This window comes from Streptomyces buecherae, assembly GCF_014295035.1.
Taxonomy (GTDB): Bacteria; Actinomycetota; Actinomycetes; order Streptomycetales; family Streptomycetaceae; genus Streptomyces; species Streptomyces youssoufiensis.
The window spans coordinates 578,975-597,500 of record NZ_CP060404.1 but is presented as its reverse complement, the minus strand read 5'-3'; the positions used below and the strand labels follow the sequence as shown (position 1 = coordinate 597,500).

14 protein-coding genes, 2 rRNA genes and 1 riboswitch (1 of these 17 only partly in view) are annotated in these 18,526 nt (G+C 68.2%); of the genes, 13 read left to right on the top strand and 3 right to left on the bottom strand.

All coding sequences use genetic code 11. The features are described from left to right. From H7H31_RS02075 to H7H31_RS02020, 12 genes are all read left to right on the top strand, one after another. Positions 1-2,736, top strand: a 23S ribosomal RNA gene (locus H7H31_RS02075); it begins 388 nt to the left of the window's first position. Between the two features lie 73 nt (positions 2,737-2,809). Further along, positions 2,810-2,926: ribosomal RNA gene (rrf, locus tag H7H31_RS02070) — 5S ribosomal RNA — on the top strand. Positions 2,927-3,170: 244 nt separating this feature from the next. Further along, entirely contained in the window at positions 3,171-3,779 is a 609-nt protein-coding gene (locus H7H31_RS02065) for a CDP-alcohol phosphatidyltransferase family protein (RefSeq protein ID WP_176165415.1), read from the top strand. A 116-nt stretch (positions 3,780-3,895) separates the two neighbouring features. Further along, positions 3,896-6,391: a mannose-1-phosphate guanyltransferase gene (locus H7H31_RS02060; RefSeq protein ID WP_187064352.1), complete on the top strand. Its 2,496-nt coding sequence runs from the start codon at positions 3,896-3,898 to the stop codon at positions 6,389-6,391. A gap of 168 nt (positions 6,392-6,559) precedes the next feature. Continuing rightward, positions 6,560-7,480 carry a DUF881 domain-containing protein gene (locus tag H7H31_RS02055; protein ID WP_372456063.1) on the top strand — a complete coding sequence of 307 codons (921 nt, stop codon included), beginning with the start codon at positions 6,560-6,562 and terminating at the stop codon, positions 7,478-7,480. Further along, on the top strand, positions 7,477-7,809 hold the full coding sequence (locus tag H7H31_RS02050) for a small basic family protein (RefSeq protein WP_176165418.1): 333 nt from the start codon (positions 7,477-7,479) through the stop codon (positions 7,807-7,809). Before H7H31_RS02055 ends, H7H31_RS02050 begins: the two co-directional genes overlap by 4 nt. Before the next feature lie 5 nt (positions 7,810-7,814). Then, positions 7,815-8,786, top strand: a complete 972-nt coding sequence (locus H7H31_RS02045) for a DUF881 domain-containing protein (RefSeq protein WP_187064356.1) — start codon at positions 7,815-7,817, stop codon at positions 8,784-8,786. Between the two features lie 133 nt (positions 8,787-8,919). Next, positions 8,920-9,747, top strand: a complete 828-nt coding sequence (locus H7H31_RS34890; protein WP_372454687.1) for an FHA domain-containing protein — start codon at positions 8,920-8,922, stop codon at positions 9,745-9,747. Positions 9,748-9,773: 26 nt separating this feature from the next. Further along, a complete protein-coding gene (ftsR, locus tag H7H31_RS02035; protein ID WP_187064350.1) occupies positions 9,774-10,514 on the top strand; it encodes a transcriptional regulator FtsR in 741 nt (246 codons plus the stop codon). A 53-nt stretch (positions 10,515-10,567) separates the two neighbouring features. Next, on the top strand, positions 10,568-11,041 hold the full coding sequence (locus H7H31_RS02030) for a bifunctional nuclease family protein (RefSeq protein ID WP_014044725.1): 474 nt from the start codon (positions 10,568-10,570) through the stop codon (positions 11,039-11,041). A 167-nt stretch (positions 11,042-11,208) separates the two neighbouring features. Beyond that, positions 11,209-11,823, top strand: a complete 615-nt coding sequence (locus H7H31_RS02025; protein ID WP_187064349.1) for a MerR family transcriptional regulator — start codon at positions 11,209-11,211, stop codon at positions 11,821-11,823. A 35-nt stretch (positions 11,824-11,858) separates the two neighbouring features. Next, positions 11,859-13,439, top strand: coding sequence for a DNA polymerase IV (locus H7H31_RS02020; RefSeq protein ID WP_187064348.1), 1,581 nt, complete (start codon positions 11,859-11,861; stop codon positions 13,437-13,439). Here H7H31_RS02020 and H7H31_RS02015 read toward each other — a convergent pair. Next, positions 13,331-13,732: a PRC-barrel domain-containing protein gene (locus H7H31_RS02015; protein WP_187064347.1), complete on the bottom strand. Its 402-nt coding sequence runs from the start codon at positions 13,730-13,732 to the stop codon at positions 13,331-13,333. The genes H7H31_RS02020 and H7H31_RS02015 overlap by 109 nt on opposite strands. Positions 13,733-13,853: 121 nt before the next feature. Further along, a riboswitch (glycine riboswitch) is annotated at positions 13,854-13,952 on the top strand. 181 nt (positions 13,953-14,133) lie between these two features. On the opposite strand from H7H31_RS02015, the gene gcvP reads away from it, so the two are divergent. Continuing rightward, positions 14,134-17,019 (top strand): aminomethyl-transferring glycine dehydrogenase, encoded by a 2,886-nt coding sequence (gene gcvP, locus H7H31_RS02010; protein ID WP_187064346.1) that lies wholly within the window; start codon positions 14,134-14,136, stop codon positions 17,017-17,019. A gap of 315 nt (positions 17,020-17,334) precedes the next feature. Here gcvP and H7H31_RS02005 read toward each other — a convergent pair whose 3' ends face one another. Together H7H31_RS02005 and H7H31_RS02000 are read right to left on the bottom strand one after the other, a co-directional pair. Further along, positions 17,335-17,541 carry a DUF5999 family protein gene (locus H7H31_RS02005; RefSeq protein WP_222624040.1) on the bottom strand — a complete coding sequence of 69 codons (207 nt, stop codon included), beginning with the start codon at positions 17,539-17,541 and terminating at the stop codon, positions 17,335-17,337. Positions 17,542-17,855: 314 nt separating this feature from the next. Then, positions 17,856-18,452, bottom strand: coding sequence for a hypothetical protein (locus tag H7H31_RS02000; protein WP_187064345.1), 597 nt, complete (start codon positions 18,450-18,452; stop codon positions 17,856-17,858). Between the last annotated feature and the right edge of the window lie 74 nt (positions 18,453-18,526).

The following is an 18,526-nucleotide window of genomic DNA, read 5'->3' as shown; positions in this document are numbered from 1 at the left end:
GCGAAAGGCCCGGCGTAGAGGGTAAGACCCCCGTAGCTGAAACATCTATGGCTTGCTTGTACGACACCCAAGTAGCACGGGGCCCGAGAAATCCCGTGTGAATCTGGCGGGACCACCCGCTAAGCCTAAATATTCCCTGGTGACCGATAGCGGATAGTACCGTGAGGGAATGGTGAAAAGTACCGCGGGAGCGGAGTGAAATAGTACCTGAAACCGTGTGCCTACAAGCCGTGGGAGCGTCGCTATGTGTGTTTACATGCATGGTCGTGACTGCGTGCCTTTTGAAGAATGAGCCTGCGAGTTTGCGGTGTGTTGCGAGGTTAACCCGTGTGGGGGAGCCGTAGCGAAAGCGAGTCCGAATAGGGCGTTGGAGTAGCACGCTCAAGACCCGAAGCGGAGTGATCTAGCCATGGGCAGGTTGAAGCGCGGGTAAGACCGTGTGGAGGACCGAACCCACCAGGGTTGAAAACCTGGGGGATGACCTGTGGTTAGGGGTGAAAGGCCAATCAAACTCCGTGATAGCTGGTTCTCCCCGAAATGCATTTAGGTGCAGCGTCGTGTGTTTCTTGCCGGAGGTAGAGCACTGGATAGGCGATGGGCCCTACCGGGTTACTGACCTTAGCCAAACTCCGAATGCCGGTAAGTGAGAGCGCGGCAGTGAGACTGTGGGGGATAAGCTCCATGGTCGAGAGGGAAACAGCCCAGAGCATCGACTAAGGCCCCTAAGCGTACGCTAAGTGGGAAAGGATGTGGAGTCGCAGAGACAACCAGGAGGTTGGCTTAGAAGCAGCCACCCTTGAAAGAGTGCGTAATAGCTCACTGGTCAAGTGATTCCGCGCCGACAATGTAGCGGGGCTCAAGCGTACCGCCGAAGTCGTGTCAATCCAGCATGTACCTCCAACGAGGGCTGGGTTGGGTAGGGGAGCGTCGTGTGCCGGGTGAAGCAGCCGCGTAAGCGAGTTGTGGATGGTTCACGAGTGAGAATGCAGGCATGAGTAGCGATTCACACGTGGGAAACGTGTGCGCCGATTGACTAAGGGTTCCTGGGTCAAGCTGATCTGCCCAGGGTAAGTCGGGACCTAAGGCGAGGCCGACAGGCGTAGTCGATGGACAACCGGTTGATATTCCGGTACCCGCTTTGAAGCGCCCAATACTGAATCTTCTGATGCTAAGGCCGTGAAGCCGCCCTGATCTCTTCGGAGTTGAGGGGAGTGGTGGAGCCGCTGACCCTAGGGGGTAGTAGGTAAGTGATGGGGTGACGCAGGAAGGTAGTCCAGCCCGGGCGGTGGTTGTCCCGGGGTAAGGGTGTAGCCCGTTGTCTAGGTAAATCCGGATGACATGAGGGTGAGACCTGATGCCGAGCCGATTGTGGTGAAGTGGATGATCCTATGCTGTCGAGAAAAGCCTCTAGCGAGTTTCATGGCGGCCCGTACCCTAAACCGACTCAGGTGGTCAGGTAGAGAATACCGAGGCGTTCGGGTGAACTATGGTTAAGGAACTCGGCAAAATGCCCCCGTAACTTCGGGAGAAGGGGGGCCATTTCTGGTGATCACTTTTGCAGTGTGAGCTGGGGGTGGCCGCAGAGACCAGCGAGAAGCGACTGTTTACTAAAAACACAGGTCCGTGCGAAGCCGTAAGGCGATGTATACGGACTGACGCCTGCCCGGTGCTGGAACGTTAAGGGGACCGGTTAGCTGACTTTCGGGTTGGCGAAGCTGAGAACTTAAGCGCCAGTAAACGGCGGTGGTAACTATAACCATCCTAAGGTAGCGAAATTCCTTGTCGGGTAAGTTCCGACCTGCACGAATGGCGTAACGACTTCTCGACTGTCTCAACCATAGGCCCGGTGAAATTGCATTACGAGTAAAGATGCTCGTTTCGCGCAGCAGGACGGAAAGACCCCGGGACCTTTACTATAGCTTGATATTGGTGTTCGGTTCGGCTTGTGTAGGATAGGTGGGAGACTGTGAAGCATGCACGCCAGTGTGTGTGGAGTCGTTGTTGAAATACCACTCTGGTCGTGCTGGATGTCTAACCTGGGTCCGTGATCCGGATCAGGGACAGTGTCTGGTGGGTAGTTTAACTGGGGCGGTTGCCTCCTAAAGGGTAACGGAGGCGCCCAAAGGTTCCCTCAGCCTGGTTGGCAATCAGGTGTTGAGTGTAAGTGCACAAGGGAGCTTGACTGTGAGACTGACGGGTCGAGCAGGGACGAAAGTCGGGACTAGTGATCCGGCGGTGGCTTGTGGAAGCGCCGTCGCTCAACGGATAAAAGGTACCCCGGGGATAACAGGCTGATCTTCCCCAAGAGTCCATATCGACGGGATGGTTTGGCACCTCGATGTCGGCTCGTCGCATCCTGGGGCTGGAGTCGGTCCCAAGGGTTGGGCTGTTCGCCCATTAAAGCGGTACGCGAGCTGGGTTTAGAACGTCGTGAGACAGTTCGGTCCCTATCCGCTGTGCGCGTAGGAGTCTTGAGAAGGGCTGTCCCTAGTACGAGAGGACCGGGACGGACGAACCTCTGGTGTGCCAGTTGTCCTGCCAAGGGCATGGCTGGTTGGCTACGTTCGGGAGGGATAACCGCTGAAAGCATCTAAGCGGGAAGCCTGCTTCGAGATGAGGGCTCCCACCCACTTGATGGGGTAAGGCTCCCAGTAGACGACTGGGTTGATAGGCCAGATATGGAAGCCTCGTAAGGGGTGGAGTTGACTGGTACTAATAGGCCGAGGGCTTGTCCTCAGTTGCTCGCGTTCACTGTGTTGGTTCTGAAATAACGACTGTGTCATTGTCCGGTTGGTTTATTTCATAGTGTTTCGGTGGTTATTGCGTTAGGGAAACGCCCGGTTACATTCCGAACCCGGAAGCTAAGCCTTTCAGCGCCGATGGTACTGCAGGGGGGACCCTGTGGGAGAGTAGGACGCCGCCGAACTCCTTTTAGAAGAGCCTTGTGACGGATTTCGATCCGTCACAAGGCTCTTCTGCGTTTCGGCGTCTATTCGTGTATGCCTCGCCCGTGTCACCGCAACAGCCCTGCCGACTGAGGGAAACACCCCAGCAGTAGGAGGCGCCGGCCGGTGTGGAAAGGCGTCACGCAGACCCCTGTGCGTGTGGTGCCTGCTCGGGCGGGTAAAGTCGGGGGGCATCATTGGCACGTATCCACAGGAGGCCCCCGGGTGGAGGTCCAGGAGACGCGCGTCCAAACCGACCGCGTGCTCACCATCCCGAACATCCTCAGCATGGCACGCCTCGTCGGCGTTCCGCTGTTCCTGTGGCTCATCCTGTTGCCCGAGTTCGGCGGCCCCAAGGCTGATGGCTGGGCGCTGCTGGTTCTCGCGTTCAGTGGCGTCAGCGACTACCTCGACGGCAAGCTCGCTCGCCGCTGGAACCAGATCAGCAGCCTCGGCCGGCTTCTCGACCCCGCCGCCGACCGGCTCTATATCCTCTCGACCCTCGTCGGCCTCACCTGGCGGGAAATCCTGCCGTTGTGGTTGACCGTCGTACTTCTGGCTCGTGAACTCGTGCTCCTAGTGATGGTCGGCATCCTGCGCCGGCACGGCTATCCGCCGCCCCAGGTGAACTTCCTCGGCAAGGCGGCCACCTTCAACCTCATGTACGCATTCCCGCTCCTCCTTCTGAGCGACGGAAGTGGCTGGCTGGCGACGTTCGCTGCTATTTTCGGATGGGCGTTCGCAGGATGGGGTACGACCCTCTACTGGTGGGCAGGAGTCCTCTATGTGGTTCAGGTCCGCCGTCTTGTCAGGGCGGACGCCGCGGCCGGCTGAGCCCGCTGATGCGCCAGCCCTGTAGGGCCGAGTTGCCCTGACGTGAACTCCAGTGGCCCCATCTGGACGGGCGAGGTCGGCCTGACCGTCGTCTCTTCAAGGAGGACGCTTCCGACATGAAGGCCGTCGTGATGGCCGGTGGCGAGGGAACTCGCCTTCGGCCGATGACTTCTAGCATGCCCAAGCCGTTGCTGCCGGTGGCCAATCGGCCGATCATGGAGCATGTGCTGCGTTTGCTCAAGCGGCATGGTCTCAATGAGACCGTCGTGACCGTCCAGTTCCTCGCCTCGTTGGTGCGGAACTACTTCGGTGATGGCGAAGAACTCGGCATGGAACTCACCTATGCCAACGAAGAGAAGCCGCTCGGTACCGCGGGAAGCGTGAAGAACGCGGAAGAGGCGCTGAAGGACGATGCGTTTCTCGTCATCTCAGGCGACGCGCTCACCGATTTCGACCTGACCGAGCTGATCAACTTCCACAAGGAAAAGGGCGCACTCGTCACGGTCTGCCTCACGCGGGTACCCAACCCGTTGGAGTTCGGCATCACCATCGTCGACGAGGACGGCCGAGTCGAGCGGTTCCTGGAAAAGCCCACCTGGGGCCAGGTCTTTTCCGACACGGTGAACACCGGCATCTATGTCATGGAGCCCGAGGTCTTCGACTACGTCGAGGCCGACACCTCCGTCGACTGGTCCGGAGACGTCTTCCCGCAGCTCATGAAGGAAGGCAAGCCCATCTACGGCTACGTCGCCGAGGGCTACTGGGAGGACGTGGGCACGCACGAGAGCTATGTGAAGGCCCAGGCCGACGTTCTGGAAGGCAAGGTCGACGTCGAGGTCGACGGCTTCGAGATCTCGCCGGGCGTATGGGTCGCCGAGGGCGCCGACGTCCACCCCGACGCCGTCCTGCGCGGGCCCCTCTACATCGGCGACTACGCCAAGGTCGAGGCCGGCGCGGAGATCAGAGAACACACCGTCGTCGGGTCCAACGTCGTCGTCAAGAGCGGTGCCTTTCTGCACAAGACCGTCGTGCACGACAACGTGTACGTGGGGCAGCAGTGCAATCTGCGGGGCTGCGTCATCGGCAAGAACACCGACATCATGCGGGCCGCCCGCATAGAGGACGGGGCGGTGATCGGTGACGAGTGCCTGATCGGTGAGGAATCGATCGTCCAGGGGAACGTACGCGTCTACCCGTTCAAGACGATCGAGGCCGGCGCGTTCGTCAACACCTCGGTGATCTGGGAATCCCGCGGGCAGGCGCATCTGTTCGGTGCGCGCGGTGTCTCCGGGATTCTCAACGTGGAGATCACCCCGGAGCTGGCCGTGCGGCTGGCGGGGGCGTACGCGACGACGCTCAAGAAGGGCTCCACCGTCACCACCGCGCGTGACCACTCCCGGGGCGCGCGGGCCCTCAAGCGCGCGGTCATCTCAGCGCTCCAGGCCAGCGCCATCGACGTACGCGACCTGGAGAACGTGCCGCTTCCCGTGGCGCGCCAACAGACCGCCCGCGGCAGTGCCGGCGGGATCATGATCCGTACGACGCCGGGCGTGCCCGACTCGGTGGACATCATGTTCATCGACGAGCGGGGCGCGGACCTGTCGCAGGCCGCCCAGCGGAAGCTGGACCGGGTGTACGCCCGCCAGGAATACCGCCGCGCCTTCCCCGGCGAGATCGGTGACCTGCGCTTCCCCGCGAGCGTCTTCGACTCGTACACCGGATCGCTGCTGCGCGCGGTGGACACCACCGGTGTGGCCGAGGCCGGTCTGAAGGTCGTGGTCGACGCGTCCAACGGCAGCGCCGGGCTGGTCCTGCCTAGCCTCCTGGGCAAGCTCGGGGTGGACGCGCTCACCATCAACCCCGGCCTCGACGAGTCGCGCCCCACCGAGACCGCTGACGCCCGGCGGGCGGGACTGGTGCGTCTCGGCGAGATCGTCGCCTCGGCGCGCGCGGCCTTCGGTGTCCGTTTCGACCCCGTCGGCGAGCGGCTCTCGCTGGTGGACGAGCGCGGTCGCATCATCGAGGACGACCGGGCGCTCCTGGTCATGCTCGACCTGGTCGCGGCCGAGCGGCGGAGCGGCCGGGTCGCGATGCCCGTGACCACGACCCGGATCGCGGAGCAGGTCGCCGCGTACCACGGCACGCAGGTGGACTGGACGACCACCTCGCCCGACGACCTCACCCGGGTGGGGCGCGCCGAGACCACCATTTTCGGTGGTGACGGGCGTGGCGGGTACATCATTCCCGAGTTCAGCAGCGTCTTCGACGGAACGGCCGCGTTCGTGCGGCTCATCGGTCTGGTGGCGCGCACCCAGTTGACGCTGAGCCAGATCGACGCCCGCATCCCCCGGGCCCACGTGCTCCGGCGTGATCTGGCCACGCCGTGGGCCGTCAAGGGGCTGGTGATGCGTACGGTCGTGGAAGCCGCCGGAGATCGTTCGGTGGACACCACGGACGGGGTGCGGGTCGTGGAGGCCGACGGGCGCTGGGTCATGGTGCTGCCCGACCCGGCCGAGGCCGTCACCCATCTGTGGGCGGAAGGCCCGGACGACGCGTCCGCCGAGGCCCTCCTCGACGAGTGGGCGCACGTCGTGGACACCGCGGGTCGCTGATCCGCAGGGCCCGCCGGGTCCGGTACGTGGCGCTCGCGCGGCGCCCGACCGGACCCGTGCGGGTCTTCTACGGCTTGGTCACGGTGGGCCGTTGGCACTCGCGCCACTGTCCGGCACGCCGGTGGGGCCATTGGGTGGCGGCGCTCCCGACGTGCGACGATGTGCGGCATGCCGCAGCCGCCCCCCATTCGGAGCACCGCGTCCCAGCGCCCGCGTCCCGACGCCTCCATGTCGCTGCTGACCAACGTGATGGAGCACAGCCTCGACGACGGGTACGCCGAGGCGGCGGCCCGGCGCGAGGCCGAGGGGAGGCAGGGGCTGCCGCGTACGGCGAGCGCCAAGGCGTGGCTGGCGGTCGGGCTGATCCTCACCACCGTCGTGGTGACCATCGGCGCGGCCGAGACGCGGATAGCCGCGCCCACCGTGGCCAAGGAGCGCCAGGAGCTCATCGACCGGATCGAGTCGGAGACCTCGGCGGCCGACGCCCTGGAGGACGACGTCGACGCGCTGCGCGACGACGTCGGCGAGCGGCAGCGCGAGGCGCTGAAGGAACACGGCGGGGACAGGGGCGAACTGGTGGCCCTGCTCGCCGGCGCGACCGAGGTGCGGGGACCCGCGGTCAAGTTGGTCATCGACGACGCGAAGGGCGCCGACGGCGGGGGCGGCGGCCCGCGCGAGGGCAGCGGCTTCTCCGACACCGGACGGGTGCGGGACCGGGACATGCAGCGTGTGATCAACGGGCTGTGGCAGTCCGGGGCGGAAGCCATAGCCGTCAACGGCCAGCGGCTGACGGCCCTTTCGGCGATCAGGGCCGCGGGGGACGCCATACTGGTGGACAACAGGCCACTCGTGCCGCCGTATACGGTGCTCGCGGTGGGCGACGGAGAGCGGCTGCGCACGGCCTTCGAGGACAGCGCGGACGGCCAGTACCTCAAGGTGCTGCAGGAGAACTACGACATTCGCGTGCGGACATCCATCCAGGACGAGGCGCGTCTTCCGGTCGCCCCGAGCCTGATCGTGCGCAGCGCGCAGCCACATGCCGGTGCCGCGAACACGAACGACACCGACACAGGAAAGGGCACATCTTGATCGCCGTACTGGGCCTCGTCGTGGGAGTCGTGGTCGGACTTGTGGTCCGCCCCGTGGTACCCAACGCGGTTGAGCCCTACCTGCCGATCGCCGTCGTCGCCGCACTGGACGCGGTCTTCGGTGGCTTTCGCGCCATGCTCGACGGAATCTTCGACGACAAGGTCTTCGTCGTCTCGTTCCTGTCCAACGTCGTGGTGGCCGCCCTGATCGTCTTCCTGGGCGACAAGCTGGGCGTCGGTGCGCAGCTCTCCACCGGTGTCGTGGTGGTGCTCGGTATCCGCATCTTCTCCAACGCGGCCGCGATCCGGCGGCACATCTTCAGGGCGTGAGCGCGATGTCCCACGACGAGACCCCCGACCGGTCCGAACTACCGCGCCCCGAGCCGGCGGACCAGGAGCCCGCGCGGCCGGCCGCCCCGAGGGGTGACGGGGCCGCGGAGCAGCCGCCGGAGAAGGCGGACCCGGGCGACGGCACGGGGCACGGCTACCGCTTCGGCGGGCTGCGACGCGAGCTGCCCGCCGAGCGCCCCGTACCCCGGGCGTCGGCGCACCGCCAGCCGCTTCCCGAACCTCCCGTGCCCGACGGATCGATGACGGGCCGTAGGCGGCTGCTGGCGAGTCTGTGGCCGCCGCGCGTGACCCGCCCGCAGCTCACCGTGGCCCTGCTGCTGTGCGTGCTCGGGCTCGGCCTGGCCATCCAGGTGCGCTCGACCAACGAGAGCAGTGTGCTGCGCGGGGCACGCCAGGAGGATCTGGTGCGCATCCTGGATGAACTCGACGACCGCACCCAACGTCTTGAGGACGAGAAGCAGCGCCTCGTCGGCCAGCGCACCGAGCTGGAGAACAGCTCGGACCAGGCCGAGGAGGCCCGTAGGCAGACCAAGGCGAAGGAGCAGCAACTGGGTGTGCTCGCGGGTACGGTTGCGGCGCAGGGTCCCGGTATCACGCTGCGCATAGACGACACGCGTGGCGCGGTGGAGGCCGACATGCTGCTCGACGCGATCCAGGAGCTGCGCGCGGCCGGCGCGGAGGCCATCCAGATCAACGAGGTGCGGGTGGTGGCCAACACGTACTTCGCCGACGGGGACAAGGGCGTCGAGATCGACGGCCACGAGGTGAGCCAGCCCTACGAGTTCACCGTCATCGGCAAACCCGAGGATCTTGAGCCGGCGCTCAACATTCCTGGTGGGGTGGTACAGACTCTGGAGAAGGAGCGCGCGAACGTGTCAATCAAGCGGCACGAGAAGATCGTCGTGGACGCCTTGCGATCGGCGAAGCGGCCTGACTACGCTCGGTCGTCATCGTGAGGACCGGGGGACGTATGGGGGCCCCGTGCCGCGGGCGGAAGCCAGCGGGGGGTCGGCGCACCAGATACGGGGTGCGTGAGGGAAACTGTCTGATGGTCACGGACGTTGTGAGGGTGTCCGGGTCAGCCGGTGTGTGCATCGAGGGTTTGTCCTGCCCCACGGGCGGGTCTGTTTCAGTCAAGGGGAATCGCCCGTGAAGTTGTTTGCGAAGTTGTTCGGCAAGAGTGCACGCCCGGAGGGTGGCACCGCTCGCCATCGAGGGCGCGCTGCCGAAGAAGGCGGGGCTCAGGAGGAGCGCCCGCTGTTCCGGGACCAGGTCGGTGGCCAGCCCGGTGGCCACGGCGCGTCGTCTGTTGACCCTGCCGGAGCCGGCCCCATAGGTTTCGGGGAACGATCAAGCTCGAGTACGGGTGGAGGGTCCGGGGTGCCTGTTTGCCCCAGGTGCGGGCACCAGGCCAGCGCCACGAGCAAGTTCTGCTCCAACTGCGGCACGCCGCTGCGGGCCGGAGCCACGCCCGAGCGCGCCTCGGAGACGACGTCCACCATCTCGATCTCGGGCCTTGAGGCGTACGACTCCGAGACGACCGGCCAGACGCCGCTGCCGTCGCTGACGCCGGAGGCCCAGGCCGCGGTGGACGCGCTGCCGGCGGGGTCGGCGCTGCTGGTCGTCCGGCGCGGCCCGAACTCGGGGAGCCGCTTCCTGCTGGACAGCGAGCTGACGACGGCCGGTCGTCACCCGAACAGCGACATCTTCCTCGACGACGTCACCGTCTCGCGCCGGCACGTGGAGTTCCGCCGCGGCCCGGACGGCGGCTTTTCGGTCGCCGACGTCGGCAGCCTCAACGGCACCTACGTCAACCGTGAGCGGATCGACGCGGTGCTGCTCAACAACGGCGACGAGGTGCAGATCGGTAAGTACCGGCTGGTCTTCTACGCCAGCCAGCGAGGATTCGGCATCTGAGCGACCAGGGGAGCCGAGGGAGGTTCATGCGTCACTCACCGTCGGGCGGTGCCGGACACGGCACCGCCCCCGCGGACGGCCGGCTGCTGAGCATCGGGGCCGTGCTGAACCTGCTTCGGGACGAGTTCCCCGAGGTGACGATCTCGAAGATCCGCTTTCTCGAGGCCGAGGGGCTGGTCGAGCCCCAGCGCACCCCCTCGGGCTACCGGAAGTTCTCCCGGGCGGACGTGGAGCGGCTCGGGTACGTGCTGCGCACGCAGCGCGACCACTACCTGCCGCTCAAGGTCATCCGGGAGCACCTGGACGCCCTGGAGCGCGGCGAACAGGTGCCGCTGCCCGCCCCCGCCCAGCCCCGCGACCTGCTCGACGGGGAGCCGCCGGCGGTGGACGAGCCGACGGCGACCAGGGTGGGCCGTGCGGAGCTGCTGGCCGCGGCCGAGGTGGGTGAGGCGGAACTGGCCGAGTGGGAGTCCTACGGGCTGCTCAGCCCCGCCTCGGACGGCGGATACGACGTTGGCGCGGTTGCCGTGGCCAGGCTCATCGCCGATCTCGGCAGGGCTGGTCTCGAACCGCGCCATCTTCGGGCGATCAAGGCCGCCGCCGATCGGGAGGCCGGGCTCGTCGAGCAGCTCGTCGCACCCTTGCGTCGGCATCGAAACCCGCAGACCAGAGCCCATGCGGAGGCCACCGCCCGGGAGCTCGCCGGGCTGTCCGTACGGCTGCACGCGGCGCTTGTGGAAGCCGCGCTGCGGGTCAGGTTGCACTGAGTGCCGCGGTGCCCGACTACCCAAACCGGTCGACCAGGTCCTAGGGTTGCTGTGTGAATGAGCTCGACGTCGTGGGTGTCCGGGTGGAAATGCCTTCCAACCAGCCGATCGTGCTTCTCCGTGAAGTGGGAGGCGACCGGTACCTGCCCATCTGGATTGGGCCGGGGGAGGCGACGGCCATCGCCTTCGCGCAGCAGGGCATGGCCCCCGCGCGACCACTGACCCATGACCTTTTCAAGGACGTGCTGGAAGCGGTGGGGCAGGAACTCACCGAGGTCCGGATCACCGACCTGCGGGAGGGCGTCTTCTACGCGGAGCTGGTCTTCGCGAGCGGGGTGGAGGTCAGCGCTCGCCCGTCGGACGCCATAGCGCTGGCGCTGCGCACCGGAACGCCGATCTACGGCAGCGACGGTGTGTTGGACGACGCGGGCATCGCCATCCCGGACGAGCAGGAGGACGAGGTGGAGAAGTTCCGCGAGTTCCTCGACCAGATCTCTCCGGAAGACTTCGACACCAACAGCCAGTGAGTCGCTGACGGTGGTCGCGGTGGGCATTCGGCCAGCCGTTCCCGGCGAAGCGTCGTGGTAAACCACTCCCAGGGTGATTATCACTCGGCGTGCCGAGTGTGGCGATCGTTGACGCACCCCGAGTGACTGCCTACCGTCGAGAAGGCAGGTCAAGGACGGAGGTCGGCGTGAGAAGCACCGGCGAGGGCACGGCGGCAGGCGGTCCGTATCCGCTTCCTGGAGGCGGGGCCGGGTCGGCGCCCGGGCAGCCGGTCGCGACACGCGCCACGGCTGCCGAGGAGCCCGCGTCCGACGACGTCGGCTACCGCGGACCCACGGCGTGCGCGGCCGCGGGCATCACCTACCGCCAGCTCGACTACTGGGCGCGCACCGGACTCGTGGAGCCGAGCGTGCGGCCGGCTCACGGCTCCGGCAACCAGCGCCTCTACAGCTTCCGCGACGTGGTCGTCCTCAAGATCGTCAAGCGGCTCCTCGACACCGGCGTCTCGCTCCAGAACATCCGCACCGCGGTGCGACACCTGGGGCTGCGCGAGGTCGCCGACCTGGCGCAGATGACCCTGATGAGCGACGGGGCGACGGTGTACGAGTGCACGTCGCCGGACGAGGTCGTGGACCTGCTCCAGGGCGGCCAGGGCGTCTTCGGCATCGCCGTCGGCGTGGTGTGGCGGGACGTGGAGGCGGCGCTGTCCCAGTTGCACGGGGAGCGTGTGGACACCGGCGAGACGCTGACCCGCCACCACCCCGGGGACGAGCTGGCCAGGCGGCGCAACCGCGCGGTCTGAGCCCGATTGTCAGTGGCGTACGGCACTATCGTGGTGTGAGGGGTGCGCCAACAATCCTGCATCTGGACATGGATGCCTTCTACGCGGCGGCGGAGCAGGCAGCCAAGCCCAGCCTGCGTGGGAAACCGGTGATCGTCGGGGGACTCGGGCCGCGCGGCGTCGTCTCCACGGCCTCCTATGAGGCGCGGGTCTTCGGGGTGCACTCGGCCATGGCCATGGCGCAGGCCCGCCGGCTGTGCCCCAACGCCGCCTACCTCACGCCGCGCTTCTCGCTGTACCGGCAGGTCAGCGACGTGGTGATGGGCCTGTTGGCGAGGCTGTCGCCGCTGGTGGAGCCGCTCAGTCTGGACGAGGCGTTCGTCGATCTCGAGGCCGGCGGCGTGGAGCCCCGGTTGGAGGCGGCCCGCGCGGTGGGGGAGCGGCTGCGCCGGGACATCGCCGCCGCGACCGGGCTCTCCGGATCGGTCGGGCTCGCCGGCTCCAAGATGCTCGCCAAGATCGCCTCCGAGCAGGCCAAGCCCGACGGCCTGGTGGTGATCGAACCGGGCACCGAGATGGCGCTGCTCGGGCCGATGTCGGTGCGGGCCATTCCCGGGGTCGGCCCGGCGACGGCCGAGGCGCTGCGGCGCGCCGGCATCCACACCGTGGCGGAGTCGGCCGAGGCCGGGGAGGCCGAGCTGGTGCGGCTGCTCGGCAAGGCTCACGGCGCCTCGCTGTTCGCGCTGGCCAGCGGGCGGGACGAGCGTCCGGTCGTCGCCGACCGGGACACCAAGTCGGTGTCCGTGGAGGACACGTTCGACGAGGACCTCACCGACCGCTCGCGGGTGCAGTTCGAGGTGGCCCGGCTCGCGGACCGGTGCGTGGAGCGGCTGCGGGAGGCGGGCAGGTCGGGGCGCACGGTCGTGGTGAAGGTTCGGCGCTACGACTTCTCGACGCTGACCCGCTCCGAGACGCTGCGTGGGCCCACGGACGACCCCTCGGTGGTGCGGGAGGCCGCGCGGCGGCTCATCGACGGCGTGGAGACGAGCGAGGGCGTGCGACTCCTCGGCGTCGGCGTCACCGGCCTGGCCGACTACACGCAGGAGGACCTCTTCGCCCAGGCCGCCATGGAGCGCGAGGCGCTGGAAGAGGCCCAGCGGGCCCAGGTGGAGGCCGCGGGAGCGCCAGACCACGGGCCGGCGCCGGGAGTGGAGAGCGCCCCACTGAGCCCCATATCCGAGCCGTCGGCCGAGTTTCCCCGACACTGGCTGCCGGGACACGACGTCGTGCACGCGGAGTACGGCCCGGGCTGGGTGCAGGGCAGCGGCGTGGGGCGGGTGACCGTGCGGTTCGAGCAGCCCTGGTCGGCGCCGGGCCGCGTGCGGACGTTCGCCGTGGACGACCCGGCCCTCACCCCTGCCGAGCCCCTGCCGTTGGTGCGCCCGGAGACACCGTCCGGGGCGCCGGCGGCCGGCCTCCCGGCCGTGGACGTCGGGGCCGGCGGCGGGGTGGCCCCGGCTCCGGCGGGTCAGCCGTCGTGGGCTGAGCCGCCCGGCCTCTCCTCGGCGCCGGCGATGCGTCCGAACCCGGTGTCCGGGGGAGGAGGGCCGTCGCGCCGCGAGGTGTCGAGCCCGTAGTGCCGGTAGAGCTGGACCTCCTGCTCGGGCGAGAGGTGCCGGCCGACACCGAGGTCGGGGGCGTCCTTGATCAACGCGCGGTCGAACGGGATGCGCAGCGTCTCGCCGACCACCTCGCTCGGCTCCAGCGGGACGAAGACATCGCGCCCGAACAAGCCGGTGCGCACGGCTGCCCACTCGGGTTCGCCCGTCGCGTCATCGAGATAGACCTCGTCCACCGTGCCGATCTTCGTGCCGTTGCGGTCGAACGCCTTGCGGCCTATCAACTGCCGCGGGTCGGTGTCCGTGTGCACCGTCCATCACCTCCAACAAGGTCATGCCTGCCCCCATGACACCTACGTAAGGCCAGATCCCGCTCATCGGCCACTTGAGGGGCTGGCCGACATCCCCGCTGGTAGGCTGGCAGACGGCTGTCGACCCCGTGCGGGAGAGCTCTCCGTCGCAAGCTGGCGGGGGCGCCGAAGGAGCAAATCCTCCCCGGAATCTCTCAGGCACACGTACCGTACGGACGAGGTCACTCTGGAAAGCAGGGCGGGTCACGGGCAACATGCCGGAGCCCTTCCTCACCGACGGTGAAAGCCGGATCGCTGCGCGGGCCGGTGAAGCTCTCAGGTTGAGATGACAGAGGGGGAGGCCGTACGGGCACCAGCGTCTTGGTGCCCCCCAAGGTCGCTTGACCAGGAGGCCCCCGTAGATGACCGCACACCGCATCTCCCTGACCGAGTTGGAACGCGGCACGCCCTTCGACGAGCGTCACATCGGGCCTGACCGCGAGGCGCAGGCCAAGATGCTCGCCCAGGTCGGCTTCGGCTCGCTCGACGAGCTGACCGAGGCAGCCGTGCCCGACGTGATCAAGAGCGCCGAGTCGTTGCGGTTGCCCGACGCCAGGACCGAGGCGGAGGTGCTCGCCGAGCTGCGCGAGCTGGCCGACCGCAACGAGGTCGTCACGCCCATGATCGGCCTCGGATACCACGGCACGTTCACCCCGCCGGTGATCCTGCGCAACGTGATGGAGAACCCGTCCTGGTACACCGCGTACACGCCGTACCAGCCCGAGATCTCGCAGGGCCGCCTCGAGGCGCTGCTGAACTTCCAGACCGTGGTGTCCGACCTGTCCGGGCTGCCCACCGCGAGCGCCTCCCTGCTGGACGAGGGCACCGCCGCCGCGGAGGCCATGGCGCTCGCCCGCCGGGTCGGCAAGGTCAAGCAGGGCGTCTTCCTCGTCGACGCGGACTGCCTGCCGCAGACCATCGCCGTCATCCAGACCCGGGCCGAACCGACCGGCGTCGAGGTCGTCGTCGCCGACCTGTCCGACGGCATCCCGGACGAGATCGCCGAGCGCGGCGTCTTCGGCGTCCTCCTCCAGTACCCCGGCGCCTCCGGCGCCCTGCGCGACCCGCGCGCCGTCATCGAGCGGGCCCACGAGCTCGGCGCCGTCGTCACCGTCGCCGCCGACCTGCTCGCCCTCACCCTGCTGACCTCGCCCGGCGAGCTCGGCGCCGACATCGCTGTCGGCAGCACGCAGCGCTTCGGCGTGCCGCTGGGCTTCGGTGGCCCGCACGCCGGGTTCATGGCCGTCGACGACAAGTTCGCCCGCAGCCTGCCGGGCCGACTGGTCGGCGTCTCCGTGGACGCGGACGGCAACAAGGCGTACCGGCTGGCGTTGCAGACCCGTGAGCAGCACATCCGTCGCGAGAAGGCCACCAGCAACATCTGCACCGCGCAGGTCCTGCTCGCCGTGATGGCCGGCATGTACGCCGTCTACCACGGCCCCCAGGGCCTGGCCGCCATCGCGCGCCGTACGCACCGCTACGCCACCGTGCTCGCCGAGGGGCTGCGGGCCGGCGGGGTGGAGGTCGTACACGAGGCGTACTTCGACACGCTGACCGCGCGGGTTCCGGGTCGGGCCGGCGAGGTCGTGGCCGCCGCGCGCGAGGCCGGCGTCAACCTGCGGCTCGTCGACGCCGACCTGGTCGGCATCGCCTGTGACGAGACCACCGGTCGCGCGCAGCTCGCCGCGGTGTGGGGAGCGTTCGGCGTCAACGCCGACGTGGAGGCGCTGGACGCCGCCGTGACCGACGCGCTGCCGCAGTCGCTGCTGCGGACCAGCGACTACCTCACCCACCCCGTCTTCCACCAGCACCGCTCCGAGACCGCGATGCTGCGCTACCTGCGCAAGCTCGCCGACCGCGACTACGCGCTGGACCGCGGCATGATCCCGCTCGGCTCCTGCACCATGAAGCTGAACGCGACCACCGAGATGGAGCCGGTGACCTGGCCGGAGTTCGGCGGGCTGCACCCGTTCGCGCCCATCGAGCAGGCGCAGGGCTACCTCACGCTGATCAGGGAGCTGGAGGACCGGCTCGCCGAGGTCACCGGCTACGACAAGGTCTCGCTCCAGCCCAACGCCGGATCACAGGGCGAGCTGGCCGGCCTGCTGGCCGTGCGCGCCTACCACCGGGCCAACGGCGACGAGCAGCGCACCGTGTGCCTCATCCCCTCCTCCGCGCACGGCACCAACGCCGCGAGCGCCGTGATGGCCGGCATGAAGGTCGTCGTCGTCAAGACCGGCGACGACGGCGAGGTCGACGCGGCGGACCTGCACGCCAAGATCGAGAAGCACGGCGACGAGTTGGCCGTGCTCATGGTCACCTACCCGTCCACGCACGGCGTGTTCGAGGAGCACATCAGCGACATCTGCGCCGCGGTGCACGACGCCGGCGGCCAGGTGTACGTGGACGGCGCCAACCTCAACGCACTGGTCGGCCTGGCCAAGCCGGGCCGCTTCGGCGGCGACGTCTCGCACCTGAACCTGCACAAGACGTTCTGCATCCCGCACGGCGGCGGCGGCCCCGGCGTGGGCCCGATCGGCGTGCGGGCGCACCTGGCGCCGTTCCTGCCCAACCACCCGCTCCAGCCCGAGGCCGGACCCGAGACCGGCGTGGGTCCGGTCTCCGCCGCGCCCTGGGGTTCGGCCGGCATCCTGCCCATCTCCTGGGCGTACGTGCGCCTGATGGGTGGCGAGGGGCTGCGCCGCGCCACGCAGGTCGCGGTGCTCAGCGCCAACTACATCGCCAAGCGGCTCGAACCGCACTACCCGGTGCTGTACACCGGCCCGGCCGGGCTGGTGGCGCACGAGTGCATCATCGACCTGCGCGGGCTCACCAAGGAGACGGGCGTCACCGTGGACGACGTCGCCAAGCGGCTGATCGACTACGGCTTCCACGCGCCGACGATGTCGTTCCCGGTCGCCGGCACGCTCATGATCGAGCCGACGGAGAGCGAGGACCTGCCCGAGCTCGACCGCTTCTGTGAGGCGATGATCGCCATCCGTGCGGAGATCGCCAAGGTGGGCTCCGGCGAGTGGTCGGCCGAGGACAATCCGCTGCGCAACGCCCCGCACACGGCGGCCACGGTCGGTGGCGACTGGGACCACCCGTACAGCAGGGACGAGGCCGTGTTCCCGGCCGGCGTGGCGGCCTCGGACAAGTACTGGCCGCCGGTGCGCCGGGTGGACGGCGCCTTCGGTGACCGCAACCTGGTCTGCTCGTGCCCGCCCCCGGAGAGCTACGAGAGCTAGGCGGCCCGGCGTGGTGCGTCCGCACGACTGACGCACGACGGACATGCGAGGGGGCCGGTTCGGCGGTGACGCCGGGCCGGCCCCTGGTGTTTCGTGCTGCGTGTCTGGTCGTGTTTGGTGCTGTGCTCGTCCGTGCCGCGTATGCGCGGTGTGCGCGTCGTACCCGCGTGGCGCACGTGTCGGTGCCGTCTCCGTGCGGTGCTCGCGCCCGCGTGGTGCTGGAGTGCGCCGCCGTACGGTCTACCGCGCGTGCGCGGCTCCTGCCGTACGGCGACGGTGTGCTCGCCCGTCGGTGCCCGCGGGGCGCGGGCAGGGTCAGGCGGCGGTGACGACGTGCTCGGTGCTCAGCGGTCGGTGCGGGTCGATGACCTGGCCGTCCGGCAGCAGCTCCCCGGTGTCCTCGAAGAGCAGGACCCCGTTGCACAACAGGCTCCAGCCCTGTTCCGGATGGTGGGCCACGAGGTGGGCCGCCTCCCGGTCAGCGGATTCGGCTGTCGGGCACGGTGGTTGGTGCTGGCACATGGAAGGAATCTTTCGCTGTGACGTGGTAGCTGTCCTGCGGCTCGGTGCGGTATCCATTGCCGCCCCCCGTAACTGTTGGTTGGTCTCAGTCTTGTCCTGCGGGCGTGATTTCGCAGGCATTTAGTGGCAGCGCTTCTCTCTGGTGGAAGACGCGTCACTCGTCGGGATGGTTGTCGTGCGGCGCATCATCCCGACGGGTGGTTCCTGGTAGTCGGCATGCACTAGTCCTTTGGGGGAACGCGCGTCGGCGAGCAGGATGCCGCGCGCCCCGCGACCTGGGGCGTCGCGGGGCGCAACGGGCTCGTTCCGTAGCGTCAGGCGGGCGATCCCAGCAGGGGGCCGGGGGTGATGCGGAGTGTCAGCATGGGCAACAGGTCAGAGACCCGGTGCGGCAGGTTGGGCGCGATGCCGGGCGGCGCGGGGGCGAGCGGCACCAGCAGGTCGGTCGGCGCCGGGTTGCCGGCGTCGACCGCGGCGGTCGTGTCGCGGTGCAGCCACAGGGTGAGCATGTACAACTCGGGTACGGACAGCAGTCTGGGCTGGTACGCGGCGGGCAGCGCCTCCGCGCGCCGCAGGGCGTTCTCGGTCGAGGCCACGTACGGGCCCTCGCAGAAGTGCGAGAAGGCCCAGCCGTCGGGCGTGAGCATCGCCTCGGCGGCGGCGACGGCGTGGTCCTCGCCGACGATCAGAAAACGCCAGCCGGCGAGCCGGGTGGTCGGCGCCGCCGCCCGTCCACCGCGCGGCGACACGCGGTCCAGGACGTGGAGGGGGAGCGGGTGCTCGGCGGTCAGCGGACCCGGTGCGGAGCGCAGGGCCGGGGTACGGGCCTCGCGGACGGCGGTGGGGGAACCGAGGGCCGCGAGGACGCTGCGTAACGCGGGCGCCGGGGCTGGGGAGACATGCAGCGGCATAGTCGCCTCTCACTTCGAGACAGGTGCTACGGGGGGTGCGGACGGCACTGTCTGTGCGCGGGGTCGGAGGTGGG